General features: G+C 47.0%; 22 protein-coding genes. 19 read left to right on the forward strand and 3 right to left on the reverse strand.

What is annotated here, in order from left to right:
- Positions 1–79: 79 nt before the first annotated feature.
- The gene (spoIVB, locus tag V1498_RS07230; protein WP_409297865.1) at positions 80–1,375 is read left to right on the forward strand and encodes a SpoIVB peptidase; all 1,296 of its coding nucleotides are present in this window, start codon (positions 80–82) and stop codon (positions 1,373–1,375) included.
- Between the two features lie 224 nt (positions 1,376–1,599).
- On the forward strand, positions 1,600–2,391 hold the full coding sequence (gene spo0A / locus V1498_RS07235; RefSeq protein WP_409297867.1) for a sporulation transcription factor Spo0A: 792 nt from the start codon (positions 1,600–1,602) through the stop codon (positions 2,389–2,391).
- 78 nt (positions 2,392–2,469) lie between these two features.
- On the opposite strand, the gene V1498_RS07240 is transcribed toward spo0A, so the two are convergent.
- Positions 2,470–3,824, reverse strand: a protein-coding gene (locus tag V1498_RS07240) for an IS3 family transposase (protein ID WP_409293746.1) whose coding sequence is annotated in 2 segments (ribosomal slippage) — positions 2,470–3,371 and positions 3,371–3,824 — 1,356 coding nt in all. Because the reading frame shifts where the segments join, the coding sequence is not laid out codon by codon here.
- 165 nt (positions 3,825–3,989) lie between these two features.
- Here V1498_RS07240 and V1498_RS07245 point away from each other — a divergent pair.
- The gene (locus tag V1498_RS07245) at positions 3,990–4,730 is read left to right on the forward strand and encodes a glycerophosphodiester phosphodiesterase (RefSeq protein ID WP_409297868.1); all 741 of its coding nucleotides are present in this window, start codon (positions 3,990–3,992) and stop codon (positions 4,728–4,730) included.
- Between the two features lie 41 nt (positions 4,731–4,771).
- Here V1498_RS07245 and V1498_RS07250 read toward each other — a convergent pair whose 3' ends face one another.
- Positions 4,772–5,026 carry a DUF2627 domain-containing protein gene (locus V1498_RS07250; protein ID WP_409297869.1) on the reverse strand — a complete coding sequence of 85 codons (255 nt, stop codon included), beginning with the start codon at positions 5,024–5,026 and terminating at the stop codon, positions 4,772–4,774.
- A 156-nt stretch (positions 5,027–5,182) separates the two neighbouring features.
- On the opposite strand from V1498_RS07250, the gene V1498_RS07255 reads away from it, so the two are divergent.
- The 8 genes from V1498_RS07255 to V1498_RS07290 all read left to right on the forward strand — a co-directional run bounded on the left by V1498_RS07255 (position 5,183) and on the right by V1498_RS07290 (position 15,367).
- Positions 5,183–7,243 (forward strand): sigma 54-interacting transcriptional regulator, encoded by a 2,061-nt coding sequence (locus V1498_RS07255; RefSeq protein WP_409297870.1) that lies wholly within the window; start codon positions 5,183–5,185, stop codon positions 7,241–7,243.
- Positions 7,244–7,372: 129 nt separating this feature from the next.
- Positions 7,373–8,287 (forward strand): phosphate butyryltransferase, encoded by a 915-nt coding sequence (gene yqiS, locus V1498_RS07260; RefSeq protein WP_409297871.1) that lies wholly within the window; start codon positions 7,373–7,375, stop codon positions 8,285–8,287.
- A 29-nt stretch (positions 8,288–8,316) separates the two neighbouring features.
- Positions 8,317–9,414: a branched-chain amino acid dehydrogenase gene (bcd, locus tag V1498_RS07265; RefSeq protein ID WP_409297873.1), complete on the forward strand. Its 1,098-nt coding sequence runs from the start codon at positions 8,317–8,319 to the stop codon at positions 9,412–9,414.
- Between the two features lie 79 nt (positions 9,415–9,493).
- Positions 9,494–10,612, forward strand: coding sequence for a butyrate kinase (gene buk / locus V1498_RS07270; RefSeq protein ID WP_409297874.1), 1,119 nt, complete (start codon positions 9,494–9,496; stop codon positions 10,610–10,612).
- A gap of 6 nt (positions 10,613–10,618) precedes the next feature.
- The gene (gene lpdA / locus V1498_RS07275) at positions 10,619–12,040 is read left to right on the forward strand and encodes a dihydrolipoyl dehydrogenase (RefSeq protein WP_409297875.1); all 1,422 of its coding nucleotides are present in this window, start codon (positions 10,619–10,621) and stop codon (positions 12,038–12,040) included.
- A 29-nt stretch (positions 12,041–12,069) separates the two neighbouring features.
- The gene (locus tag V1498_RS07280) at positions 12,070–13,077 is read left to right on the forward strand and encodes a thiamine pyrophosphate-dependent dehydrogenase E1 component subunit alpha (protein WP_409297876.1); all 1,008 of its coding nucleotides are present in this window, start codon (positions 12,070–12,072) and stop codon (positions 13,075–13,077) included.
- A complete protein-coding gene (locus V1498_RS07285; protein WP_409297877.1) occupies positions 13,077–14,060 on the forward strand; it encodes an alpha-ketoacid dehydrogenase subunit beta in 984 nt (327 codons plus the stop codon). The genes V1498_RS07280 and V1498_RS07285 overlap by 1 nt, the downstream gene beginning before the upstream one ends.
- A gap of 26 nt (positions 14,061–14,086) precedes the next feature.
- Positions 14,087–15,367 (forward strand): dihydrolipoamide acetyltransferase family protein, encoded by a 1,281-nt coding sequence (locus V1498_RS07290; RefSeq protein WP_409297879.1) that lies wholly within the window; start codon positions 14,087–14,089, stop codon positions 15,365–15,367.
- Between the two features lie 169 nt (positions 15,368–15,536).
- On the opposite strand, the gene V1498_RS07295 is transcribed toward V1498_RS07290, so the two are convergent.
- Positions 15,537–16,505, reverse strand: a complete 969-nt coding sequence (locus tag V1498_RS07295; RefSeq protein ID WP_409297881.1) for an aromatic acid exporter family protein — start codon at positions 16,503–16,505, stop codon at positions 15,537–15,539.
- A 274-nt stretch (positions 16,506–16,779) separates the two neighbouring features.
- On the opposite strand from V1498_RS07295, the gene V1498_RS07300 reads away from it, so the two are divergent.
- The 8 genes from V1498_RS07300 to V1498_RS07335 all read left to right on the forward strand — a co-directional run bounded on the left by V1498_RS07300 (position 16,780) and on the right by V1498_RS07335 (position 25,574).
- Positions 16,780–18,687, forward strand: a complete 1,908-nt coding sequence (locus tag V1498_RS07300; protein WP_409299193.1) for a methylmalonyl-CoA mutase family protein — start codon at positions 16,780–16,782, stop codon at positions 18,685–18,687.
- 35 nt (positions 18,688–18,722) lie between these two features.
- The gene (gene scpA / locus V1498_RS07305) at positions 18,723–20,849 is read left to right on the forward strand and encodes a methylmalonyl-CoA mutase (RefSeq protein WP_409299195.1); all 2,127 of its coding nucleotides are present in this window, start codon (positions 18,723–18,725) and stop codon (positions 20,847–20,849) included.
- Entirely contained in the window at positions 20,849–21,886 is a 1,038-nt protein-coding gene (gene meaB, locus V1498_RS07310) for a methylmalonyl Co-A mutase-associated GTPase MeaB (RefSeq protein WP_409297883.1), read from the forward strand. The genes scpA and meaB overlap by 1 nt, the downstream gene beginning before the upstream one ends.
- A 155-nt stretch (positions 21,887–22,041) precedes the next feature.
- Positions 22,042–22,311 (forward strand): hypothetical protein, encoded by a 270-nt coding sequence (locus V1498_RS07315; protein WP_409297884.1) that lies wholly within the window; start codon positions 22,042–22,044, stop codon positions 22,309–22,311.
- A gap of 215 nt (positions 22,312–22,526) precedes the next feature.
- Positions 22,527–22,964 (forward strand): BrxA/BrxB family bacilliredoxin, encoded by a 438-nt coding sequence (locus tag V1498_RS07320; RefSeq protein WP_409297885.1) that lies wholly within the window; start codon positions 22,527–22,529, stop codon positions 22,962–22,964.
- Positions 22,965–23,306: 342 nt separating this feature from the next.
- Positions 23,307–24,098: a transporter substrate-binding domain-containing protein gene (locus V1498_RS07325; protein WP_409297886.1), complete on the forward strand. Its 792-nt coding sequence runs from the start codon at positions 23,307–23,309 to the stop codon at positions 24,096–24,098.
- A gap of 101 nt (positions 24,099–24,199) precedes the next feature.
- Entirely contained in the window at positions 24,200–24,859 is a 660-nt protein-coding gene (locus V1498_RS07330) for an amino acid ABC transporter permease (RefSeq protein ID WP_409297888.1), read from the forward strand.
- Positions 24,852–25,574, forward strand: a complete 723-nt coding sequence (locus V1498_RS07335) for an amino acid ABC transporter ATP-binding protein (RefSeq protein WP_409297889.1) — start codon at positions 24,852–24,854, stop codon at positions 25,572–25,574. The genes V1498_RS07330 and V1498_RS07335 overlap by 8 nt, the downstream gene beginning before the upstream one ends.
- The last annotated feature ends 137 nt before the right edge of the window (positions 25,575–25,711 follow it).

Here is a 25,711-nt window from a genome sequence, read left to right on the forward strand (position 1 = left end):
TAAATGGCCGCTGGTAGGGCTAATCTAACAGTGTAGCCTTAAAAGTGAGTGTGGACTAGAAGCGAGGAGAGTGAATGGATTGAAATCAGCTTGGATAAAAAGAATTATTGGCGGCCTTCTCCTTGTATCACTTTTACTACTTGGTTTTAACCAAACATTGAAGAATTATTTAGCCATTCCTGAAAAAATTGTCCTATTTCAAGGACAGGACTATAAAATACCAAAAGCTCTTTCGGTATCTGCCTCTATTTCAAATGGCAATATGAATATACAGGACAGCAAAAATTCTTTGACTCTCGGCGCTGATAAGCCGGGTACAAATGAACTTCTCCTGGATTTTGCCGGCCTTCCCATCAAGAAAGTCGATATAGAGGTCCTCAAGGATTTCAAGGTCATACCCGGCGGCCAGTCAATCGGAGTGAAGCTTAATACTCTTGGCGTTTTGGTAGTAGGCCATCACTTAGTCTCAACTCCCTCGGGAAAAAAGTCACCGGGAGAGAAAGCTGGTGTGCGGGTCGGTGATATCATCACTGAAATTAATGGGGAAAACATCCGGAAAATGGAGGACGTTGCCCCGTTTGTCAAAGCGGCCGGCGAACAGCATAAGCCTTTGAAACTCAGCGTGTTTCGTGAAAATGAAAACAAGAGGTTCAAAACAGAATTGATGCCGCTGAAGGATCAGTCGGAAGAAGTCTATAAACTCGGACTTTATATCAGGGATTCTGCAGCGGGAATCGGCACCATGACCTTTTATGATCCCAATTCAAAAAAGTACGGGGCTCTCGGCCATGTTATATCAGATATGGATACCAAGAGGCCGATTGTCGTTAAGGATGGACAGATTGTCAGATCCACGGTCACATCCATTGAAAAGGGAAGCCACGGTGATCCCGGGGAAAAGCTGGCCAGATTTTCCTCCGATCACAAGATCATCGGGGACATCAATAAGAACAGCTCTTTCGGGATCTTCGGCAAACTGTATTCCCAGGTCAATAATAACATCATGGACCGGGCTCTCCCAATCACCTTATCTCATGAGGTAAAGGAAGGTCCCGCCCAGATTCTGACAGTTGTGGATGGAGATAAAGTTGAAAAATATAATATAGAAATTGTCAGCAGTATCCCGCAAAAATTTCCTGCGACAAAGGGGATGGTCCTGAAAGTGACCGATCCGGAACTGCTCGATAAAACCGGAGGGATCGTCCAGGGGATGAGCGGAAGTCCGATCATCCAGAATGGAAAGCTGATTGGCGCAGTGACTCATGTATTTGTGAATGATCCAACCAGCGGATATGGCGTCCATATTGAATGGATGCTGCATGAAGCAGGCATCAATATATATAATAAAAAACACTCTGCCTCCAAGGCGAGTTGACTGGAAAGCAGGCTGCGGCCTGCTTCTTTTAATACAAGAAAATTCGACAAACACCGGACAATTAATCGAATCTGGTCGAAATCACGAGAAATCAGGAGCTATATAGAGATAAATCGTTATTTTTTCTCTTTTTTTAAAATTTAAAAGGATTTTGAGTTGCATTGTCGAAAACTTAATTTAGAATAGAAAATAGACAATAAGAGGTCTAGAGGAGGAAATCCAGGTTGAAAAAAATTAAAGTGTGTATTGTGGATGATAACAGGGAATTGGTTGGTCTCCTTGAAGAATATATTTCGTCTCAGGAAGATATGGAAGTGATAGGTGTAGCGCATAATGGCCAGGACTGCCTCCAGATGCTGAGCCAGGTCGAGCCGGATGTGCTTGTTCTCGATATCATCATGCCCCATCTTGATGGACTGGGTGTGCTTGAGAAAATCAGGGACATCAAAATGGATTCCCATCCGAATGTAATCATGCTGACAGCTTTTGGACAGGAAGATGTGACCAAAAAAGCGGTGGACCTTGGAGCTTCTTACTTCATACTCAAGCCTTTTGATATGGAAAACCTGGCAAACAATGTCAGGCAGATCAGCGGAAAAAGCAATAGCCTGCTGAAAAAGCCTTCATCATTTTCATATAAATCCCAGCACGATTCAAAGCCAAGGAATCTGGATGCCAGCATTACAAGCATCATCCATGAAATCGGAGTTCCTGCGCATATTAAAGGTTATCTGTATCTTCGTGAAGCCATTTCCATGGTCTATAACGATATAGAACTGCTCGGGTCTATCACGAAGGTCCTTTATCCTGATATTGCCAAGAAGTACAATACAACCGCAAGCCGCGTAGAACGGGCTATCAGGCACGCAATCGAAGTGGCGTGGAGCAGGGGGAACATCGATTCCATTTCTTCGCTTTTCGGCTATACGGTGAGCATGACAAAAGCAAAGCCGACAAATTCGGAATTCATTGCCATGGTGGCCGATAAGCTCCGCCTCGAGCATAAGGCTTCTTGAAAGGGTTAGGAATCTTGATAGGCACTAAAAAGCACCCGTGCATGAAGTGACCCCTAAAAGTTAGACACGGTTATTACATCAGGCAGCTTGCTCAAAATGAGTCCGGTATTGTACCGGACTCATTTTGAATTTTGCCTTCATCCGTTTCGTATTATAATACTGTATGTATTTTTGTAGTTCTTTTTTAAAATGCTCTATACTTTTAAATTCCTTAAAGTAAAGAAATTCTGATTTCATGATTCCAAAGAAATTCTCCATAACTGAATTATCATAACAGTTTCCCTTACGGGACATGCTTTGCTTAATTCCTCTTTCCTGGAGGGCATGACGATATGGTTTCATCTGATAATGCCAGCCTTGATCCGAATGCATCATTAGTTTATGATCTTCCGGCAAGCGTTCTAGAGCTTTCCCTAGCATCTCCGAAACAAGGGAGTAGGTGGGTCTAGAGCCGATCGTATATGTAATGACTTCCCCGTTAAATAAATCCAATACAGGCGATAAATAAAGCTTCTTACCAAACAACTTAAACTCTGTAATATCCGTGACCCACTTCTGGTTTGGGGAATCCGCTTTAAATTGACGATCTAAATGATTTGGTGCGATTTTTCCTACCGTTCCCTTATACGATTTATATTTTTTCATCCGAACCAAACATTTTATCCCAAGTTCTTTCATAATACGCTGGACCTTTTTATGGTTTACCTTTTGTCCACGGTTCGCTAATTCATCACGTATTCGACGGTAACCATAACGGCCGTCATGTTCCCCATAAATAGCCTTGATTTCAGCTTTCAAGTCGCGATCTGGATCTGGCCGATTCATTTTCTTCACTAAGTCATAATAGGTGCTGCGTGGAATATCAGCGAGCTTGACGAGTTCTTTCACCGGGTATTCATGCCTTAATTCATAGACTACTTGCGCTTTGTCTTTTTTGGTGATTTTTCCTTGTTTTGAACTAAGGCATTCAACTTTTTTAAATACTCATTTTCCATTTCTAGTTGTTTAATGCGCAATTCGAGTGCCTCTACAGATCCTTCAACTGGTAATTGTTTAGGTTGTTTATTAGACTTACCTTTCATAGATGGACGCCCCTTTTGAATCGGTTCAAGGGCTTCTAGACCACCGGCCTCCATCTTTCTCTGCCAATCATACACCATTGTATAACTAGAGATTTTAAAGAGGGCTGCAGTCTCCATAAATGTCGCACCAGTTTGAACCATGTAGTTTAGTACATCAAGTTTAAAACTAGCAGGACCGTTTGTATAGGAGTTTTTCAGCCCATCTTCCCCATGTAATTCATATAATTTCAACCAATATTGAAATTGGGCTCTGGGAACACCCATTTGTTTTGCATATTCGCTTTGAGATATTATTTTCTGGTTATAGCCTTGAATGATATTTATTTTTACATCACTTGTATATTTAGTCATAAATAAAAACTGCACCTCCAATTATTAGATCATGTCTAACAATTGGGGTGCAGTTCAGCATGGGTGCTTTTTGTCTGGGTAAAAAACGGGCAGCTTTAGCGGACATAAAAAGAGTTAATTACGGTATATTGGGTAATAGGGAAACTTAGAAGGAGGAGGGGAAGAATGACACAGATTTTTGCACATAGGGGATCTGCGGGCACTCATCCGGAGAACACAATGATTTCATTCACGGCAGCTTTAGCCAGCGGTGCAGAAGGAATTGAACTTGATGTACAGCTGACGAGGGATGGGAAGCCTGTGATTATCCATGATGAAAAGGTGGACCGCACGACAGACGGCAGGGGCTATGTCAGGAATATGACTCTGTCTGAAATTAAGAAGCTGAACGCAAGCCACAGCTTTCAATCAGCTTATGGGAAAACAGACGTCCCGTCTCTTGCCGAATTTTTGGATTGGTTCAAGGATACAAACCTGATTTGCAATATAGAGCTGAAAAATGGAGTTTTCCTGTATCCAGGCATGGAAGAAAAAGTCATCGAAATGATCAGGAGATATGGATTTGAAGAACGCATCATCATTTCATCCTTCAATCATTACAGCATTGTTCACTGTCACATGCTCGCCCCTGAGATAGAAGTGGCACCACTCTACAGCAATGGATTATATATGCCATGGGTGTATGCGAAGGCAATCGGGGGCAGGGGAATCCACCCAAGCATTAAAACAGTCAATGCTTCTATTATCCGCGACTCCATGGCAGCCGGTATTGCCGTCCGCCCCTATACCATTAACAATGAAGCCCAGATGGAAAATCTGTTCCGCATGCGCTGCAGTGCCATCATAACGGATTTTCCGGCGGCAGCTGCCGCACTCAGAGAAAAATTAAGAGGCAGAGCCCAATAAAAAATCCCCGGCCGCTTTAGCGCGCCGGGGAATTTTTTATGTCAGCTGCCTTTTTGCCCGCTGCCCATCTTAAACCGGTCCTGCACTTTATTGCGCTTTCTGTCACGGTGAAGGACAAAACCGGCTACAAAGCCGATTCCGCCTGCGCAAAAGATAAGGCCGGCCAAAAATTGAAGCCAGAGTGCAGGGAAAGGAGGCTGCTGGATTGCAAAAAGCATGTCGCGCATCAACTTTATTCCATAAACGGCCAGAGCGCCGGGGATGAATAGGATTAATACTGCGATAAGTCTCTTCATGAGGGCTTCCCTTCTTAACAGTTGTCTTACCTAAAATCATAAGTTATATATAAAATTTGTCAAGGTGCTGCTGATTCGTTTACAATTTATACTGTGAAAGAATTTGCGTAAACAGCATGAAAAAAATTGCAAGCTACCCAGGAGTGAAGCAGACAGATGCAAAAGGTACTGATTGTAGGTGCTGGAAAAGGCGGGACAGCCATCCTGAAAATCCTGCTGGATATTGATTCCTTATTCGTCGCCGGGATGGTGGACATCAATGAGGGAGCACCGGGAATCAGCCTTGCCAAAAGGCATGGAATACCGGTGAGCAGCGATTGGCGGGGATTTTTTTCGGAATCTTTGGACATTGTATTTGAAGTGACCGGGGATGATGAAGTTTTGCAGGGCATCCGGCAATATAAATCCCGGGAGACCGTCCTGGTCCCGGGGACAGTGGCCCAAATCATGACGAAGGTGTTCCTTGAAAAAGAGAGCCTGATTACCAAGCTTCAGGAGCAGGCCCATAAATATAATATGATTTTTGACTCCACCGATGACGGAATGCTTGTCATAGATAAATGGAGCCGCATCATTCTATTCAATAAGAGTGCAGAAAGAATGACCGGAGTATCGCCGAGTGACGCACTCGGGAAAAATGTCCTGGAAGTCATTCCAACAAGCCGTCTGCCAAAGGTCCTGGATTCACGCAGGGTAGAGGCGAATAAAGAGCAGCTGCTGCAGAATGGCACAAAGATCATAACCACACGGATGCCCATGGTCAATGAAAATGGGGAAAGCATCGGTGCCTTTGCTGTGTTCAAGGATATAACGGAGGTAGTCGGGCTCGCTGAAGAAATAACTAACCTCAAATCTATCCAGGTGATGCTTCAGGCCATCATCCACTCGAGCGATGAGGCGATTTCGGTTGTGGATGAGGAAGGCCGCGGAATCATGATCAATCCGGCTTATACCCGCATAACCGGCCTTAAGGAAGAGGAAGTCATCGGCCTCCCGGCAGAAGCCGATATCCATGAAGGAGAAAGCATGCATATGAAGGTGCTACAGACCAGGAGGTCAGTGAGAGGGGCAAAAATGCGGGTAGGCCCCAATAAAAAGGAAGTGGTGGTGAATGTAGCTCCTATCATAGTGGATGGGAGGCTGAAGGGCAGTGTAGGAGTTATTCATGACATGTCTGAAATTCAGAGCCTGACCAGGGAGCTCGACCGGGCAAGGCAGATCATCCGCACTCTGGAGGCTAAGTATTCGTTTGAAGATATCATCGGAAAATCAGAAGAGATGGAAATTGCTATTGGACAGGCACGTCTTGCTGCCAGCACACCTGCGACAATCCTTCTGCGAGGGGAATCCGGTACTGGCAAGGAATTGTTTGCCCATGCCATACATAATGCGAGCGACAGGAAATACAACAAATTTGTCAGGGTGAACTGTGCGGCTCTTTCTGAAACTCTTCTTGAAAGTGAATTATTCGGATATGAAGAAGGCGCTTTTTCAGGGGCCAGAAGGGGCGGAAAAAGGGGCTTGTTTGAGGAAGCGAATAACGGCAGCATCTTCCTGGATGAAATCGGAGAAATTTCGGCCAGCATTCAGGCCAAACTGCTGCGTGTCCTTCAAGAAAGGGAAATCATGAAAGTAGGCGGAACAAAGGCGATACCAATCAATGTCCGCATCATTGCCGCGACTAATGTGAATCTCGAAAAAGCCATAACCACCGGTGAGTTCCGTGAGGACTTGTATTTTCGTCTGAACCGGATGCCTATCCATATCTCACCCCTCCGGGACAGGATGGAGGATATCGAGCCGCTGAGCAGATATTTAATCCAAAAGCTGAACCAGGAGTATGGCCGGAGTATTGAAGGCATTTCCAGCCGAGCCTTGTCAGTGCTCGGGAAATACAGCTGGCCGGGCAACGTACGCGAGCTTGAAAACATCCTTGGAAGATCCATCATCTTTATGGGGCTGCAGGAGACGGTGCTTGAAAATGTCTATATCCCTGGTCTGGATGGACAGCTGCAGCGTGCCGGGACTCCTTCCTCACGGCCGCCCGGCAGGAAGCTGTCTGAACAGCTGGATATATATGAAGGGGAAATCATAAAGGAAGCACTTAAAAATCATTCGGGCAATAAAACAGCTGCTGCAAAGTCACTCGGATTGTCCATTAGAAGCTTGTATTATAAGCTGGAGAAATTAGGGATTGAAACAAACGGCATGCAATAATTTGCGCACTATGCAATCAATTGCGTGAATCTTCGAAAGTAATCCCTTACATTTCAGTGATTTTTAACTTGGCACGGAACTTGCATAATAAGACAGTGGGGCAAGATTTCTTCAAAAGGAGTTGCAAGGATGGATTTAGACGCATTGCTCATCAAGGCAGGGAACGCAGATGTTTCGACGGTAGCGGTCGCAGCTTCGGAGGATGAAGATGTCATCGAGGCAGTTGCAGCCGCGGCAGAAAAAAATATAGCTGTCTTCAAGTTGTTTGGAAATGGGGAAAAAACCAGATTCCTGCTTGAACGCAGGAAAAAAGGACTCTCTGACGATCCGAAAATATCAATTATACATGCTGATTCTGCTGAAACGGCAGCAGAGCTTGCCGTCAAGTCGGTCAGGAACAAGGAAGCTTCAGTCCTGATGAAGGGCGGCATCCCCACGGCAATCATCCTGAAGGCTGTGCTCAATAAAGAGTGGGGCCTGCGGGCTGGCAGAATCCTTTCGCATACAGCGGCCTTCCAGATACCTGGACAGAAAAAACTTCTGCTGATCACGGATGCCGCTATGAATATTCTCCCCGATTTATCAACGAAAGCAGAAATAATCAATAATGCCGCTGCACTTGCCCGTTCAATCGGGATCCACACCCCTAAGGTAGCGGTACTGGCTGCGGTTGAACTGATCAACCAGCAGATGCCGGCGACATTGGATGCCGCCCTCCTCACCCAAATGAACAGGCGGGGACAGATCAAGGGATGTCTGGTAGACGGGCCGCTGGCACTGGATAATGCCGTCTCAATAGAGGCTGCAGAACATAAGGGGATCCACAGTGAAGCTGCAGGGAAGGCGGATATCCTGCTTGTACCGAATATAGAAACAGGCAACAGCCTGTACAAATCACTGATATACTTTGCCCATGCCAAGGTAGGGGCGGTAGTCAGCGGGGCAAGTGCGCCCATCGTGCTGACATCACGGTCAGATTCTGCCGAAAGCAAGCTTTACTCGCTTGCCATGGCCATCTGTTCCGCATCAAATAACCAACTATAATAATTAGCACTCGAGAGGAGTTTTTTTACATGGAAATCTTCAAGTATCTGGAAACTTATGACTACGAGCAGGTTGTATTCTGTCAGGATAAACGTTCAGGCCTAAAAGCCATCATTGCGATACACGACACTACACTTGGCCCTGCTCTTGGTGGAACACGCATGTGGACATACGCTTCGGAAGCTGCTGCAATCGAGGATGCTCTCCGCTTATCACGCGGGATGACTTATAAAAATGCGGCAGCCGGCCTGAACCTTGGGGGTGGAAAGACCGTCATCATCGGCGATCCTAAAAAAGATAAGAATGAGGCCATGTTCCGGGCATTCGGAAGATATATCCAGGGCTTGAACGGCCGCTACATCACGGCAGAGGATGTAGGCACAACAGTGGCGGATATGGATCTGATTCATGAAGAAACCGAATATGTAACAGGTATTTCTCCTGCGTTCGGTTCTTCCGGCAATCCTTCTCCGGTAACTGCCTACGGGGTATATCGCGGAATGAAGGCAGCAGCCAAGGAGGCATTTGGAAATGACTCGCTTGAAGGCAAAGTAATTGCCGTTCAGGGAGTAGGCAATGTCGCTTACAATCTATGCCGCCACCTTCATGAAGAAGGAGCTCAGCTGATTGTGACCGATATCAATAAAGAAGCAGTTGCCATGGCAGTCGAGGAATTCGGGGCAAAGGCTGTTGATCCTGAGGACATTTACAGCGTGGATTGCGACATTTATGCTCCTTGTGCACTTGGGGCCGTCATCAATGATGAAACGATTCCTATGTTAAAAGCTAAGGTAATCGCCGGAGCTGCCAATAATCAGCTGAAGGAAACCAAGCATGGAGATTTGATTCATGAACTGGGAATCGTATACGCACCGGATTATGTCATCAATGCCGGCGGAGTCATCAATGTGGCAGATGAGCTCTATGGCTATAACCGCGAACGGGCCATGAAAAAAGTCGAGCTTATTTACAATAACATTGAAAAAGTCATTGAAATTGCAAAACGCGATTCCATCCCGACTTACAGGGCCGCGGATTTAATGGCAGAAGAGAGAATCGAAAGCGTCAGGACATCAACAAACACCTTTCTTCAAAATGGAAGAAACATTTTGAACCGCCGCCGCTAAACAGCAGTTCATTAAATAAGAGAACAGGATGGCAGCCGTGAGGGCCGCTTCCTTTTCTTTGTTATTGGAGGTACATACAGTGCACGAGAGTTACAAACGAATACTTGTCATCAATCCGGGATCTACCTCCACTAAAATAGGTGTGTTTGACCATGATGTTCCGATCATTGAAAGTACCATCCGCCACAGCTCTGAAGAAACAAACACCTTTGAAAATATCATTGATCAATACGAATTCAGAAAGAGAATCATTCTTGAAACCCTTGATCAGGAAGGCATCAATATCTCAAAGCTCAGCGCCGTCTGCGGCAGGGGCGGGCTCCTCAGGCCAATCGAGGGCGGTACGTATGAAGTGAATGAACAGATGCTGAATGATCTTCGGGTTGGCTACAGCGGTCAGCATGCTTCCAATCTTGGCGGAATTATCGCGAATGAAATCGCTAAGGGTTTAAATATCCCTGCCTTCATTGTCGATCCCGTAGTGGTGGATGAAATGGAGCCGGTTGCAAAGGTATCCGGATTCAGCCTCATTGAAAGGAAGAGTATCTTTCATGCACTCAACCAGAAGGCTGTGGCAAGAAGGGTAGCGAGGGAATTAGGCAGGAAATATGATGAACTGAACCTGATTGTCGTCCATATGGGCGGCGGGATCACGGTCGGTGCCCACAGCATGGGAAGAGTGATTGATGTGAATAACGGCCTTCACGGCGACGGCCCTTTCAGCCCTGAGAGAGCGGGTACTGTTCCGGCAGGAGATTTGGTCAGGCTCTGCTATTCAGGGGACTTTTATCGTGAAGAAATGATGAAAATGCTGGTAGGACAGGGCGGCATGGCCGGATACCTCGGCACCAGCGATGCCATAAAGGCAGAAAAAATGATTGCTTCCGGCAATAAAGAAGCAGAGCTGGTCTACTCAGCCATGGCTTATCAGGTGGCAAAGGAGATTGGTTCACAAAGCGCGGTTCTCCGGGGGAAAGTGGATGCCATTATCCTCACGGGCGGCCTCGCATACGGCAAAGAATTTGTCCGGGATATTTCTTCACGGGTCAACTGGATTGCAGACGTCATTGTGCAGCCGGGCGAAAATGAACTGCAGGCGCTTGCCGAAGGAGCTCTCCGGGTTTTACTCGGGGAGGAGCCGGCCAAGGTATATCCAAATCCACAGTCAAAGGAAAGCCATACTACAAAATTGGAGTGAATGCACATGGCAAAAGAATATGATTTAGTCATCCTTGGCGGAGGCACCGGGGGATATGTTGCAGCGATCCGCGCTGCCCAGCTCGGCCTGAGTACCGCCATAGTTGAAAAGGGAAAACTCGGAGGCACATGCCTGCATAAAGGATGCATTCCTTCCAAGGCACTGCTCCGCAGCGCAGAAGTGTTCAAGACAGCCAGGCAGAGTGAAGAATTCGGTGTAATCACTGGTGAAGTGAGTCTTAATTTCATTAAGGTCCAGGAGCGCAAAGGCAAAATCATCGAACAGCTGCATAACGGCGTGAAATACCTGATGAAGAAGGGGAAAATCGATGTAGTAGAAGGCATGGGCCGGATACTCGGACCTTCCATCTTTTCGCCGATGCCGGGCACAGTCTCTGTTGAGATGAATAATGGTGATGATAATGAAATGCTGATTCCTAAGAACGTTATCATAGCGACCGGTTCAAGGCCGAGGACACTACCTGGATTGGACTTTGACGGGAAACTTGTATTGTCTTCAGATGAAGCACTTGAACTGGAAGAGCTTCCTAAATCCATCATCATTGTGGGCGGCGGGGTCATCGGAATTGAATGGGCATCCATGATGTCTGATTTTGGAGTTGAGGTCACAGTGATTGAATATGCCGACAGAATTATTCCTACAGAAGATAAGGATGTTTCCAAAGAGATGCAGCGCCTTATGAAGAAAAAGGGAGTCAAGATCATCACCGGCGCAAAGGTGCTGCCTGAAACACTTGAAAAGTCTGTTGGCGTCAAGATTTCGGCAGAGGTCAAGGATGAGCTTCAGGAATTTGAAGCGGAAAAGATCCTGGTTTCGGTAGGGAGGATGGCCAATACAGAAGGCATCGGCCTCCAGAATACAGAAATCCAGCTTGATAAGGGATACATATTGACCAATGAATTTTACCAGACAAAGGAGTCTCATATATATGCTATCGGCGATTGTATAGGAGGACTTCAGCTCGCCCATGTGGCGTCCCATGAAGGAATCAAGGCTGTGGAGCATATCGCAGGCAAAAATCCTGCTCCGATTGATTATACGACCATTTCAAAATGCATTTACTCTAGTCCGGAAGCTGCAAGCGTGGGCCTGACAGAGGAAGAAGCAAAGGCGAAGGGATTCAAAATCAAAATCGGCAAATTCCCATTCAAGGTCATTGGAAAGGCTCTCGTATACGGAGAATCAGATGGCTTTGTGAAGATCATTGCCAATGAGGAAAATGACGACCTGCTTGGAGTGCATATGATTGGTCCGCATGTGACAGACATGATTTCAGAGGCAGGACTTGCCAAGGTTCTCGACGCGACTCCTTGGGAAATCGGCCATACGATCCATCCGCACCCGACACTTTCAGAGGCTATCGGTGAAGCTGCCCAGGCAGTGGACGGGCTTGCTATCCATTCATAAGCTTATATAAATTATTAGGAGGTTTAAACATGGTTGAAAATCGCCACGAGGCATTGGGTCTCTCAAATGAAACCGTATTGGACATGTACGAAATGATGCTCCTCAGCAGGCGCATCGACGAGCGCATGTGGCTCTTGAACCGTTCCGGCAAAATCCCGTTCGTTATTTCCTGCCAGGGACAGGAGGCAGCGCAGGTTGGGGCGGCATTCGCACTGGATCATCAAAAGGATTATGTTCTTCCTTACTATCGTGATGTAGGAGTGGTGGTAACCTTCGGGATGACGGCCAAAGATCTAATGCTTTCTGCGTTTGCAAAAGCAGAGGATCCGAATTCCGGAGGCAGGCAGATGCCTGGCCACTTCGGACAGAGAGTCAACCGCATCGTAACAGGTTCATCCCCTGTAACCACACAGGTGCCGCATGCGGTGGGCATCGCACTGGCCGGAAAGATGCAGGGTGAGGATCTTGTGACTTTCGTTACATTTGGTGAAGGTTCATCGAACCAGGGAGACTTCCACGAAGGAGCAAACTTTGCAGGAGTACATAAACTGCCGGTTGTTTTTATGTGTGAAAATAATAAATACGCCATCTCGGTTCCGATTGAAAAGCAGCTGGCCTGTGAAAATGTATCAGACCGGGCCATCGGCTATGGAATGCCGGGAATTACAGTGGATGGAAATGATCCGCTTGAAGTATATAAAGCCGTGAAGGAAGCGGCTGACAGGGGACGCAGGGGTGAAGGCCCAAGTCTGGTCGAAACGGTTTCCTACCGCTTGACAGCACACTCAAGCGATGATGATGACCGTCTCTACCGCTCGCCATCTGAAGTGGCAGAAGCGAAGACCAAGGATCCGATTATCACTTTCGGTGCTTATCTGAAAGAAACGGGCGTAATGGACGATCAGCTGGAGGAAACGATCAACAAAAGAGTGATGCAGGTCGTCAATGAAGCTACTGATTATGCCGAAAACGCTCCATATTCAGAGCCGGAGCAGGCACTGAAATATGTATATGCCGAGGAACAGGGGGAATTGTAATGCCAGTTATTTCATATATCGATGCGGTCACCATGGCGCTTCGGGAAGAGATGGAAAGAGATTCGCGTGTCTTTGTCCTTGGTGAGGATGTCGGGAAAAAAGGCGGGGTATTCAAGGCGACTTACGGACTGTATGACCAGTTTGGCGAAGACCGAGTACTCGATACACCGCTTGCTGAATCTGCCATTGCAGGAGTAGGGATCGGGGCTGCCATGTATGGGATGCGCCCGGTTGCTGAAATGCAATTCGCCGATTTCATCATGCCGGCTGTGAATCAAATTGTGTCGGAAGCCGCTAAAATCCGCTATCGTTCCAATAATGACTGGAACTGTCCAATGGTCATCCGTGCCCCATACGGAGGCGGAGTCCATGGTGCACTTTATCATTCCCAGTCTGTAGAGGCTCTCTTCGCCGGTACCCCGGGGCTTAAGATCGTTATGCCGTCCACTCCTTATGACGTGAAGGGCCTTTTGAAGGCGGCCATCCGTGATGAAGACCCAGTCCTGTTTTTTGAACATAAGCGGGCTTACCGGCTGATTAAGGGGGAAGTACCGGCTGATGACTATGTGCTGCCAATCGGGAAGGCAGATGTGAAGCGCGAGGGTGAAGATATTACAGTCATCACCTATGGACTTTGCGTGCATTTTGCCCTGCAGGCCGCTGAGCGTCTCGCCAGTGACGGCATTTCAGCACATGTCCTGGATCTTCGCACAGTCTATCCATTGGATAAGGAAGCGATCATTGAAGCAGCATCCAAGACAGGGAAAGTGCTCCTCTTGACGGAAGACAACAAAGAGGGAAGCATCATGAGCGAGGTGGCTGCCATTATTGCAGAGAACTGTCTGTTCGACCTTGATGCACCAATCAAGCGCCTTGCCGGACCTGATGTGCCTGCTATGCCATATTCACCGACGATGGAAAAGTATTTCATGGTCAACCCGGACAAAGTTGAAAAAGCTATGCGCGAGCTGGCTGAATTTTAATAAAGAAACTGGAAGGAGGGTACACGATGACCATCGAGAAATTGAAAATGCCGCAGCTGGGAGAAAGTGTAACGGAAGGGACAATCAGCAAATGGCTGGTTGCCCCTGGAGATAAGATAAATAAATATGACCCGATCGCTGAAGTGATGACTGACAAAGTAAATGCAGAAATTCCTTCATCCTTTACAGGCATCATCAAGGAATTAATCGCTGAAGAAGGTGAGACTCTGTCTGTCGGGGAATTCATCTGCTCGGTTGAAACCGAAGGCGGTGCTCAGGAAGAAACAGCTGGCGGTGAAAAGCCGGCGGCCGCACGAGTATCAGCGAAAGTGGCAGAGCCGGAGAAGGATACCTCCAGCAAATCGCGCTACTCCCCTGCTGTGCTTAAAATTGCACAGGAAAATGGAATTGACCTTGCGCAGGTAACAGGTTCGGGTGCCGGCGGGCGAATCACGAGGAAAGATCTGCTGGCCGTAATCGAGGCAGGCGGTACTCCCCAGCCTGAACAGCCGGCCACGCCAGCTCCAAAGCCTGCAGCCCGCCAGCAGGAACCGCAGGCTGCCCGCCCTGAAAGAAAAACAGAAAGCCCTGCGGTATCATCCGCTCCTGGGGATATCGAAATACCAGTGACAGGCGTACGAAAGGCGATTGCTTCCAATATGCTAAGAAGCAAACATGAAGCCCCTCACGCCTGGACCATGGTTGAAGTGGATGTGACGAAGCTTGTTTCCTATAGAGACTCCTTGAAGTCAGGATTCAAACAGCAGGAGGGCTTTAATCTGACGTACTTCGCCTTCTTCGTGAAAGCAGTGGCACAGGCGCTGAAAGAATTCCCGCAGATCAATTCCATGTGGGCTGGAGATAAAATCATTCAGAAAAAAGATATCAACATCTCCATTGCCGTTGCTACAGAGGATGCTCTGTATGTTCCGGTCATCAAAAATGCCGATGAAAAAACAATAAAAGGCATTGCCCGTGAAATTACGGAGCTAGCAGGCAAAGTGAGAGCCGGAAAGCTTAGATCGGATGAAATGCAGGGAGGGACCTTCACGGTCAATAACACAGGCTCATTCGGATCCGTGCAGTCAATGGGAATCATCAATTATCCGCAGGCGGCCATCCTGCAGGTAGAATCGATTGTAAAGCGTCCGGTCATCATCGACGGCATGATTGCCGTGCGTGACATGGTGAATCTCTGTATGTCGCTTGATCACCGGGTGCTCGACGGTTTAGTATGCGGACGTTTCCTTGCAAGAGTAAAAGAAATACTGGAAAGCACATCTCCGGAGACTACACCGATCTATTAGGACCAGGTTATAAAAGGCGGCTGTGGGAGAATGCGGCAAGGAAATGAACCTTCTTATTTTATACTCTTCCCGAAACTGCCTATTAAATAGTTGATCAGTTAAAATAGAAAGCACCTCCCAATTGAAAGGCTATAATCAATTGGGAGGTGCTTTTCTATCAGGCAGTACCTTACTCAGCAGGAGAATTCCCTGTCTCAAGGATGAATTGAGATTTAATCTGGAGAAACCTTTCGATTTCATTTATGAATACCAGGAGCGCTGCCCTGGTTTCGAATTCCTCGCGTGTTTTCGGAAGTTCCATCTTCTCGAAGGTTTGACGCAAAGCACGCAGGGAAACCAGCAGTCCGGTAGCGGGGTTTTCCTTACGGATGCTATGGCCGATTTCCTCCATCAGCTCGGCTGCCATTACATTCTGCTCGAAGGTCGTTGGCAGATGAAGGATGATCGGGATGACTCTCTGGATGATGTCAAATTGTTGTCCGCGCATATTGAAATAATCGCGATAGTAATTTTCCTTGCGAAAAAAGGAGTTTTCCACACTCCGGCGGGCCAGGTCCTTCCCTTCCCGGATAGCATTTCCACTTTTTAAGACAGCTTCATCATTCCATACTTTTTCTTTTTTTCTGATGAAGCGGGCAAGCTGCAGGAAAATCAGTTTGAAATTCTCCTCTGTCTCTGAAGATTTCCTGCGAAGGTCTTTTTCGACGCTGGGCATATAAAGATTGAAAAGCAGTGCAACCAGGATCCCAATGGTAATGATGAACACTTCATTTAAAACAAAAGCGTATGTAATGTTTTTTGTTAAATATAATTGCATCACGATGACAAAACCGGGGATGATCCCCTCATGAAGTCCCAATTTCGCCATCAGGGGGATGTATATAAACAGGAGGACACCCACAGAAATGGGTGTGAACGATCCCCATTGAAACAGGATGACTGCAAGGGCCATGCCGAGAATTCCGGCAGCAAATCGCCTTAAGGCTATGACGGCTGACTGCCTTTTTGTGCTCTGGACACTAAGCAGTGTTATGATAGCGGCGGTAGCCGCGTTTTCGAGTGAAAACATTCCGGCAATCATCAATGAGACCATAGCTCCTATAGCTGTTTTTATTGTCCGGCTGCCAATTATAAACACAGTTGTACCTTCTCTCCATAATTTCTTTCTTAGGCTTTGCAATTCAGGCTGAAATATATCATGCGAGCATGACTTTCATAGCTTAAATATCTATTATATTTCCGGGCATTCAAATATAAAAATAATAAGCTTTAGAATAGTAAAGCCCTGCGATTCTGGTGTACAGGGATCTTTATACGTAAGCCTGTAATTGCACAAATATACTGACTGTTCTAAAATATGAGTATCAGCAATGCTATCTTTTACTTGCAGGGAGGGAAATGCTTCCAGGTTGATGATTTATTTATTTGGAAGCGATTACATGAAAACGAGCGAAATAAAGAAGCTTGATTTTCCGGCTGCGGATTTTTCCAGCTGGGAAGATGCTGCTGCGAAAAGTCTGAAGGGGAAGAGTGTCAGCAGTCTTTCTAGAAATACATATGAAGGTATACAAATCGATCCGCTTTATTATAAAAATGGAACTATAACAGAACTTCCCGGACAGAGACCGTATACCCGGGGAACCGAACCTGCCGGAAGCCGGGAAGGGACATGGGGGATTGCCCAGTGCCTGAGGGCGGAAGATCATGAGGAATTATTCGCTCTCGTAGAGGAGGCTGTAAAGAAAGGGCAGAATACAATCTCTTTTGATGCTGAACTGTTCGATTCGTTGGATGCCGGCCGGCTGCAGGAACTGATGAGAAAACTCCGTGCAGTCAATCTTCCTTTCTTCCTCGATCTTAAGGGAAGGCAGGAAGTTTTATTCAGAAGCATCAAAGATGACCCGGAACTTCAAGCCGGACTTCGGGGAGCTGCTGCCGAGGACCTGATATCGGACGGAGCGTCAGCTGGGAGCCTGCCTGTAGATAAAGACAAGTTTTCAATGGAACTAGCGGCCCGCCTTAAGGCAATGAATGATACTTTTCCAGGGCTCCGGAGCCTCCTTGTCAAAGCTTCTGTCTACCATAATGCCGGGGCAAGTGCTGTGCAGGAATTGGCTTTTGCCCTGGCCCTTGGTGTGGAATATCTGGAAATGGGACGGAAGGAAGGAATCGACGCCTGCGGACTCTCTGAGAAAATGGTATTTTCCTTTGCAGTTGGTTCGAGCTTCTTTATGGAAATCGCAAAGCTGAGGGCAGCCCGCAGGCTCTGGTCGAGGATAGGAGAAGCTTACAAGGATGAGATAAAGCCATTCAGGATGGAAATTCATGCTGAAACCTCCGCGTTTTCACAGACGGTCTTTGATCCGCATGTGAATATTTTAAGAACAGCGGGACAGGCTTTTGCGGCGGCAGTGGGGAATGTCCAATATCTCCAGATTCATCCCTTTGATTTGCCTGCGGTGCCATCGAGCCCGCTTGCCGGCAGGATTGCCCGCAATATCCACCACATCCTGTCAGAGGAAGCTCAGCTTAAGCATTCAGCAGATCCTGCAGGGGGATCATGGTATGTTGAAAAGCTTACCGATCAGCTTGCAGAATCAGCGTGGGAATTATTCCTTGAAATTGAAGACATGGGGGGAGCATGGGCTGCCCTTGAAAGCGGATGGATACAGGAGCAGATCGGCAAAACATTTAATGATAAGGCACATAATGTGATGATAAGAAAAGAGAAGCTGGTCGGGACCAATGTTTATGCAGATCTCAGCCAGTCTGCAAAACCGGGAAAGGGAACATCGGATGGCACCGCTGCAGCACCTGAGAATCATGTAGAAAAGGGCATTAATGCCCTGAAGCCCAAAAGGATGTCGGAAGAGGCGGAGGCGATCCGCCATAAAGCAGCGGCAATGGCCGAAAGGCGGGGAACGATACCAAGAGTTGGTCTAATTGGACTTGGTGCTTTAAAGGAATTCAAACCGAGAGCCGACTTCATCCGCAGTTTTTTCGCGGCTGGGGGAATCCATTCAGACATCAGCCCGCCTATTTATGGCGTGAACCAGGCGCTTTCCTTTATCAGCACGAATGAGGACGTCGAGCACTTCCTGATATGCGGCACTGATGAGGCGTATGAAAATGAAGCTGTTCAGTATATCTCTGCCATTAAGGCAGCGTTTCCTCATAAAAGGATATATATTGCAGGCAGGCTGGCGAAGGAGCTGGCCGGATCGGCTGAAAAAGCGGGACTTAACGGCAGCATACACCAGAACACCAGCCTTGATCTAATTAATACGTTCTTGGTGGAGATGGAGGGTAAAACACGATGACAAGACCAGACTTTCGAAAGATCAGCCAGGATTCAATGAACAGCATGGGAAAAGCAGATAACTCAAGCGGAGCAAATATCCCGGTACACCAGACCAATGAAGGAATCGAAGTGAAGGCTGTTTATACGGAAGAGGATATTAAACATGCAGAACATCACTTGAATTTTCCGGGACTTGCCCCTTTCACCCGCGGGCCATATCCGGCGATGTATGTGAACAGGCCATGGACAGTCAGGCAGTATGCCGGCTTTTCAACAGCGGAAGAATCCAATGCTTTTTATAAAAAGAATCTTGCCATGGGACAGAAAGGGCTGTCTGTCGCTTTTGACCTGGCAACCCACCGGGGTTACGATTCCGATCACCCCCGGGTTTTCAGCGATGTGGGAAAGGCAGGGGTCGCAATCGACACTGTTGAGGATATGAAGATCTTGTTCCGGGATATCCCTCTTGATCAAATGTCGGTTTCCATGACAATGAATGGTGCCGTTCTGCCTATTCTTGCTTATTTCATCGTGACCGCAAAAGAGCAGGGAGTGGAGCCGGCACAGCTCTCCGGCACGATCCAAAATGACATCCTAAAAGAATATATGGTACGGAACACCTATATCTATCCGCCGGAAATGTCGATGAAAATCATCGCCGATATTTTTGATTACACATCCCGCCATATGCCGAAATTCAATAGTATATCCATATCAGGATATCATATGCAGGAAGCGGGAGCACCGGCTGACATTGAGCTTGCCTATACGCTTGCCAACGGGCTCGAATATGTAAGCACTGGGCTTGCAGCCGGGATAGACATTGATACGTTTGCCCCGAGGCTGTCGTTCTTTTGGGCGATCGGCATGAATTATTTTATGGAAGTGGCCAAGCTTAGGGCTGCAAGATACATCTGGGCTAAGCTCATGAAGCAGTTCAACCCGAAGAATCCGAAGTCCCTGGCACTTAGAACTCACTCCCAGACGTCGGGCTGGAGCCTTGCCGAGCAGGATCCGTTTAACAATGTCACCCGTACACTGATTGAGGCACACGCTGCAGCCATGGGCCATACCCAGTCGCTTCACACGAATGCCCTTGATGAGGCGATTGCCCTGCCTACTGATTTTTCGGCAAGGATAGCAAGGAACACACAGCTATACCTCCAGGAAGAGACGCATATCACAGATGTGATTGATCCATGGGGCGGTTCTTATTATGTAGAATCACTGACAGACGCCCTCATCACAAGGGCCTGGGCACATCTGGAGGAAATCGAAGGACTCGGCGGGATGTCCAAAGCCAATGAAACTGGACTCCCTAAGATGAAGATCGAAGAAGCAGCAGCCAAAAGGCAGGCCCAGATCGATTCCGGCGAAGAAATCCTGGTGGGTGTGAATGCTTATAAGCCGGACATGGAAGACGAAATAGAAATCCTGGAAGTGGATAATACAGCAGTAAGGCTCAGCCAGATTGAAAGGCTGAAACTCGTGAAGGAAGGCAGAAGCGATGAGAAGGTGGCAGAGGCACTTGCATGTCTTACAGCAGCAGCCCGTTCCGGAGATGGCAACCTGCTTGAGCTTGCAGTCGCGGCGGCGGCCGAAAGGGCGACAGTAGGTGAAATATCGGATGCCATTGAAGAGGTTTGCGGCCGGCATAAGGCGGTAATACGGTCGATAAGCGGCATTTATAGCAGCTCTTACTCCAATGAGGAAGAAATAAAGGAAGTTCAGGAGCTGACAGCAGAATTCCTTGAAAATGAAGGAAGGCGGCCAAGGATCCTTGTGGCCAAGATGGGGCAGGATGGCCATGACCGGGGTGCAAAGGTCGTGGCTACCGCTTTCGCCGATTTGGGTTTTGATGTTGATATCGGCCCGCTCTTTCAAACTCCGGAAGAAACAGCCATGCAGGCTGTAGAAAACGATGTGCATGTGATCGGCATGAGTTCACTTGCAGGCGGCCACAAAACCCTGCTTCCTAAGCTCAGGGAAGAGCTCAAGAAACTGGGGAGAGAAGATATATTGGTTATTGCCGGCGGAGTCATCCCCGCTCAGGATTATCAGTTCCTTATGGATCAGGGTGCGGCCTTGATATTCGGACCGGGAACCATTATCCCCAGGGCAGCAGCGCTGCTGATCAAAGCAGTCTATAAAAGCCTTGGGTATGAGGAAGTGTCTCAGTAATGCCGGGGGAGAAGGAGAAGAAATTCAAAAAGAAGTCAGCCGGGATACACATCGATGAGCTGTTTGAGGGTGTGTCAGGCGGGAGCCGTACCATGCTCGCCAAGGCCATAACCCTCATCGAAAGCAATGCGCCGCATCATTTTGAAAGTGCCCAGCTTTTGCTGAAGAAGCTGGGTGACAGTGAGCAGGAATCCATCAGGATCGGGATCTCAGGAGTGCCCGGCGCGGGAAAGAGCACCTTCATCGAGGCGTTTGGGACTTTCCTGTGCAATCGAGGTCATAAAGTGGCGGTCCTGGCGGTAGACCCCAGCTCAAGCCTCGGCGGCGGAAGCATACTCGGTGATAAAACAAGGATGGAGAATCTGTCCCGAAATCCCAGTGCCTTTATCAGGCCTTCCCCGGCCGGAGGAACTCTTGGCGGAGTCCACCGTAAAACGAGGGAAACTATAACGCTGTGTGAAGCGGCAGGTTTTGATATCATTCTGGTCGAGACGGTGGGAGTAGGACAGAGTGAGGCAAAGGTCAGGGAAATGGTCGATTTTTTTCTGCTCCTTGCCTTGACGGGAGCCGGAGATGAGCTGCAGGGGATGAAGAAGGGCATTATGGAGCTGGCCGACGCTATTTTAGTCAATAAAGCAGATGGAAGCAATCTGCCTGCAGCCCTGAAAACGAAGCGGGAATATAATTCCATACTCCATTTCATCCAGCCGGCGACCAGGGGGTGGATTACCAAAGCATATTCCTGTTCCTCTGTGACAGGAGAAGGGATAAGCGAATTTTGGGAAGTGATCGAACGCTTCCGGACGAAAACAAGAGAATCGGGAGTATTTGAAGAAAGGCGGAAGTCACAGCTCGGCAATTGGATGAACTCCTTGATCACCGAACAGCTTGAAGCGCTCTTTTTTCAGAACGAAGAAATGAAACGGCTGCTTCCGGAGGCCAAGCTTGAAGTTATGGCAGGGCAGCGGCCGGCAGTACAGGCGGTCCATGAACTTTTTTCAGCTTTTTATGCATCCATCATAGAGGAACAAACATAATCTGCCTGTATACAGGCAGATTATGTTTGTTTAGGCACCATCCAATGGGATTATCCCAACCCAGCCGGACAGCCTGTAAACCAAAGAAAAGTCATGCTTCCGGAAAAGGCTCCATATGCTGAGTTAGATTGATATGTTAAAGGGGGATCAGCGGTATGCGGCGGTTTAGATTCATGGCGGGGCAATTTTTGAAAGAGCCTCTTTGGTTTCGAATCATGATTATTACATCATTTATTGCAGCCGTCGTTTTCAGCAGTTCTTATTTTAAAGAAAAAAGCTTTTATGACGGCTTATCCAAGTCAGCGGCCGCCATCATATTTGCCTCCTATTTCGTTAAATTCAGAAGGAATAGATCGACAGCAGCCATCCTGGCTGCGTGTGCCATTCTTTCTATCTATTTATCTCTTCGTGCCTTCATTCAATAAAAGGTTAATATAAAAGAAAATGGATAGCACAAGGTGCTATCCAATCTAGGGAGTTTAGGGGTATGGTTCTAGATGTAGTTATATATTTCCCTTTTTGGCAAATATTAAACTTTCAGGCTGTATTATTTTCAATCATTTTTAAGCTGGCTTCGTTGTGGAAAATGTCCTGATGTTGATATAATATGGTTGAAGTACATATGAAGGAGGAAGCAGATATGAGCATGGATTTTAATTTATTCATGAATGATATAGTACGCCAGGCACGCCAGGAAATCACGGCTGCCGGTTATACGGAACTAAAGACACCTGAAGAAGTGGACCAGGCATTGAATCAAAAAGGTACGACCCTGGTTATGGTCAATTCTGTATGCGGCTGTGCTGGAGGGATTGCCCGGCCAGCGGCTGCGCATTCCATACATTTTGACAAACGCCCCGACCAGCTGGTGACTGTATTTGCCGGCCAGGATAAAGAGGCAACAGAAAAGGCGCGGAGCTATTTTACTGGTTATCCGCCATCATCTCCATCTTTTGCACTCCTTAAGGATGGCGAACTGATTACCATGGTCGAACGTCACGAAATTGAAGGACATGAGCCAATGAGCGTGGTCAACAAGCTTCAAACTTACTTTGATCAATATTGCGAAGAAATCTAAACAATGGAAGGCTGGTTTTTTCAGGCCGCCGGCAGGGTTCATTCCCTGGGGCCCCTGAAGAGCCAGCTTTTTTATGTTTCCAGCTAAAGTTATGCTGTAAAAACATTATATGAGCTTGTATATTGGTGCATAAATATTATGTATATATTTTAAAATAATAATTTATAGGGCTGTAAATAAGCAAAATTAATAGTTTTCAATCTTAAAAGATTGTGTTAAAATACATGATATTGCATATATATTATCCGTTGATTTCACTTGTAAATTATGGTGATATAGTTCATAATTAATGAAAACTGACTTATGTTAATTTTCAGATTACTATTTTAGGGGGAATATTTAGTGAAGAAGTGGTTGTCAGTTTCTTTTGCTATTTTATTATTAACGGGGATCCTTGCAGCCTGCGGCTCGTCCGAAGATACCAGCGGCAGCAGCGGGGAAGGAAAAGAAAAAACGTTAAAGATGGGAACATCGGCTGATTATCGGCCATTCGAGTACATTGATACGGCGAAGAGTGACGAAATCATCGGATTTGATGTGGATATCGCAAAAGCCATCACTAAAAACCTCGGCTACAAGATGGAAATCCAGGATATGGAGTTCAACGGCCTTGTGACGTCGCTGCAGAACAAGCAGGTAGACTTTGTCCTTGCCGGCATGACTCCAACCAAGGAGCGTAAGGAAAGTGTGGATTTCAGTGATGTCTATTATTCTGCGAAACATTTGATCATCACAAAGAAAGACAGCGGAATTAAAACAAAGGAAGACTTGAAAGGCAAGAATGTAGGAGTCCAGCTTGGATCTATCCAGGAAGGAATCGCCAATGATATCAAGAAAAAAGATAAGATAGACATGAAGGTTGAAAGCCGCAGCCGGATTCCTGAACTTATCCAGGAAATATCGGCTGGACGCTATGATGCTGCCATCATTGAAGATACAGTTGCAAAAGGCTATATGAAGAACGATAAAAATTTAGTAAGCCATGAACTTAATGTTGAAGGCGAAGCCGGTTCTGCGATCGCATTTCCGAAAGACAGCAAGCTGACTAAAGAATTCAACGCTGAACTGAAGAAAATGAAAGAAAATGGAGAACTTGATAAGCTGATTATAAAATGGTTCGATAACGCTAAGTAAACTCGGGCTTTCATCATTCAAAAAGGAATGGCTCTTAAAAAGTCATTCCTTTTTTACCGGTTTTACCGGTTTGGCAAAACCATCAGGAAGGATTGAATAAATTGAATCTTGATTTTAGCCGTGTCATTGAATCCCTTCCCTACATATTGGAGGGTATTACGGTCACTTTGAAAGTAGTAGTTTTGGCTGCTATCCTCGGATTTGTACTCGGGATTATTTTATCCCTGCTGAAGATCAGCTCCGTTAAGCCGCTGAACTGGATTGCGGACTTTTACACCTCGATTTTCCGGGGCACCCCGCTTATCCTGCAGCTGATGCTTATTTATTTTGGGTCGCCGCAGGTGTTCGGGGGGCAGATTTCCCCGTTCACCGCAGCGTTCCTGTCCTTTGGCCTGAATTCCGCTGCCTATATATCCGAAATCATCCGGGCGGGCATACTGGCAATCGATAAAGGCCAGAAAGAGGCGGCGATGGCCCTGGGTGTGCCATACCGGAAAATGATGCTTGATATCATCCTTCCGCAGGCCATGAAGAACATCCTGCCCGCTTTGATGAACGAGATGATCACTCTTACAAAAGAATCGGCAGTTGTCACCCTCATCGGGTTAAATGATATTATGAGAAGGGCTTATATCGTGGGTGGACAAACTTACCGGTTCTTTGAACCCATCCTGCTCGCGGGCATGATCTATTATGTAATGGTCATGATCCTGACCATTGCAGGCAAGCTTGTGGAAAGGAGAATGAGACGCAGTGATTAATATAGAAAATCTCCATAAAAACTTCGGGAAGCTCGAGGTTTTAAAAGGAATAGATACCAAGATCAGTGATGGAGAGGTTGTTGCGATCATCGGTCCATCCGGATCGGGGAAATCGACCCTCCTTCGCTGCATCAATCTGCTGGAGCAGCCGACACAGGGAAGCATCTGGATCAAGGACGAAGACGTCACCAGTAAAAAGACAAACATCCTGAAGGTCCGGTCCAATGTCGGGATGGTGTTTCAGCATTTTCACCTGTTCCCGCACAAAACGGTACTCGAGAACCTGACATATGCACCAATGAAAGTCAAGAAACTCTCAAAAAAGCAGGCTGAAGAAAAAGGAATGGAGCTCCTTGGAAGAGTGGGGCTCGCTGAGAAAGCGGGTGTCTATCCCAGTAAACTTTCTGGCGGCCAGAAACAGAGGGTGGCAATTGCCCGTGCTTTGGCCATGGATCCTGAAGTTATGCTTTTTGATGAACCAACCTCTGCACTGGACCCTGAAATGGTCAAGGAAGTATTGGATGTCATGAAGTCTCTAGCCCATACCGGCATGACGATGGCCATCGTAACGCATGAAATGGGCTTTGCCCGTGAGGTAGCCGACCGGGTGCTCTTCCTCGATGAAGGAGTCCTTGTAGAAGACGCGAACCCCGCCGAATTCTTCTCAAGCCCAAAAACAGAAAGGGCGAAGAACTTCCTGGAGAAAGTACTTTAGATAACCCATGTTTCAATACACCGAACTGGCTGCAAAGATGAAATAGTCTTTGCAGCTTATTTGTGTAATAATTTAGAGGTTTTCCTTCCTGAATGTCGAATTTCAAAAATAACAGAGAATATGGGAGGAGCGGTTTT

The sequence above is a fragment of the Paraperibacillus marinus genome, from assembly GCF_046237605.1.
GTDB classification, from domain to species: Bacteria; Bacillota; Bacilli; order Bacillales; family DSM-1321; genus Paraperibacillus; species Paraperibacillus marinus.

Bases quoted from the DNA above. Each gene is read 5' to 3' on its own strand.
- V1498_RS07245 (WP_409297868.1), top strand. From the start codon at position 3,990: ATGACACAGATTTTTGCACATAGGGGATCTGCGGGCACTCATCCGGAG.
- V1498_RS07250 (WP_409297869.1), bottom strand. From the start codon at position 5,026: ATGAAGAGACTTATCGCAGTATTAATCCTATTCATCCCCGGCGCTCTG.
- V1498_RS07255 (WP_409297870.1), top strand. From the start codon at position 5,183: ATGCAAAAGGTACTGATTGTAGGTGCTGGAAAAGGCGGGACAGCCATC.
- yqiS (WP_409297871.1), top strand. From the start codon at position 7,373: ATGGATTTAGACGCATTGCTCATCAAGGCAGGGAACGCAGATGTTTCG.
- bcd (WP_409297873.1), top strand. From the start codon at position 8,317: ATGGAAATCTTCAAGTATCTGGAAACTTATGACTACGAGCAGGTTGTA.
- lpdA (WP_409297875.1), top strand. From the start codon at position 10,619: ATGGCAAAAGAATATGATTTAGTCATCCTTGGCGGAGGCACCGGGGGA.
- V1498_RS07280 (WP_409297876.1), top strand. From the start codon at position 12,070: ATGGTTGAAAATCGCCACGAGGCATTGGGTCTCTCAAATGAAACCGTA.
- V1498_RS07285 (WP_409297877.1), top strand. From the start codon at position 13,077: ATGCCAGTTATTTCATATATCGATGCGGTCACCATGGCGCTTCGGGAA.
- V1498_RS07290 (WP_409297879.1), top strand. From the start codon at position 14,087: ATGACCATCGAGAAATTGAAAATGCCGCAGCTGGGAGAAAGTGTAACG.
- V1498_RS07300 (WP_409299193.1), top strand. From the start codon at position 16,780: ATGATTTATTTATTTGGAAGCGATTACATGAAAACGAGCGAAATAAAG.
- scpA (WP_409299195.1), top strand. From the start codon at position 18,723: ATGAACAGCATGGGAAAAGCAGATAACTCAAGCGGAGCAAATATCCCG.
- meaB (WP_409297883.1), top strand. From the start codon at position 20,849: ATGCCGGGGGAGAAGGAGAAGAAATTCAAAAAGAAGTCAGCCGGGATA.
- V1498_RS07315 (WP_409297884.1), top strand. From the start codon at position 22,042: ATGCGGCGGTTTAGATTCATGGCGGGGCAATTTTTGAAAGAGCCTCTT.
- V1498_RS07320 (WP_409297885.1), top strand. From the start codon at position 22,527: ATGAGCATGGATTTTAATTTATTCATGAATGATATAGTACGCCAGGCA.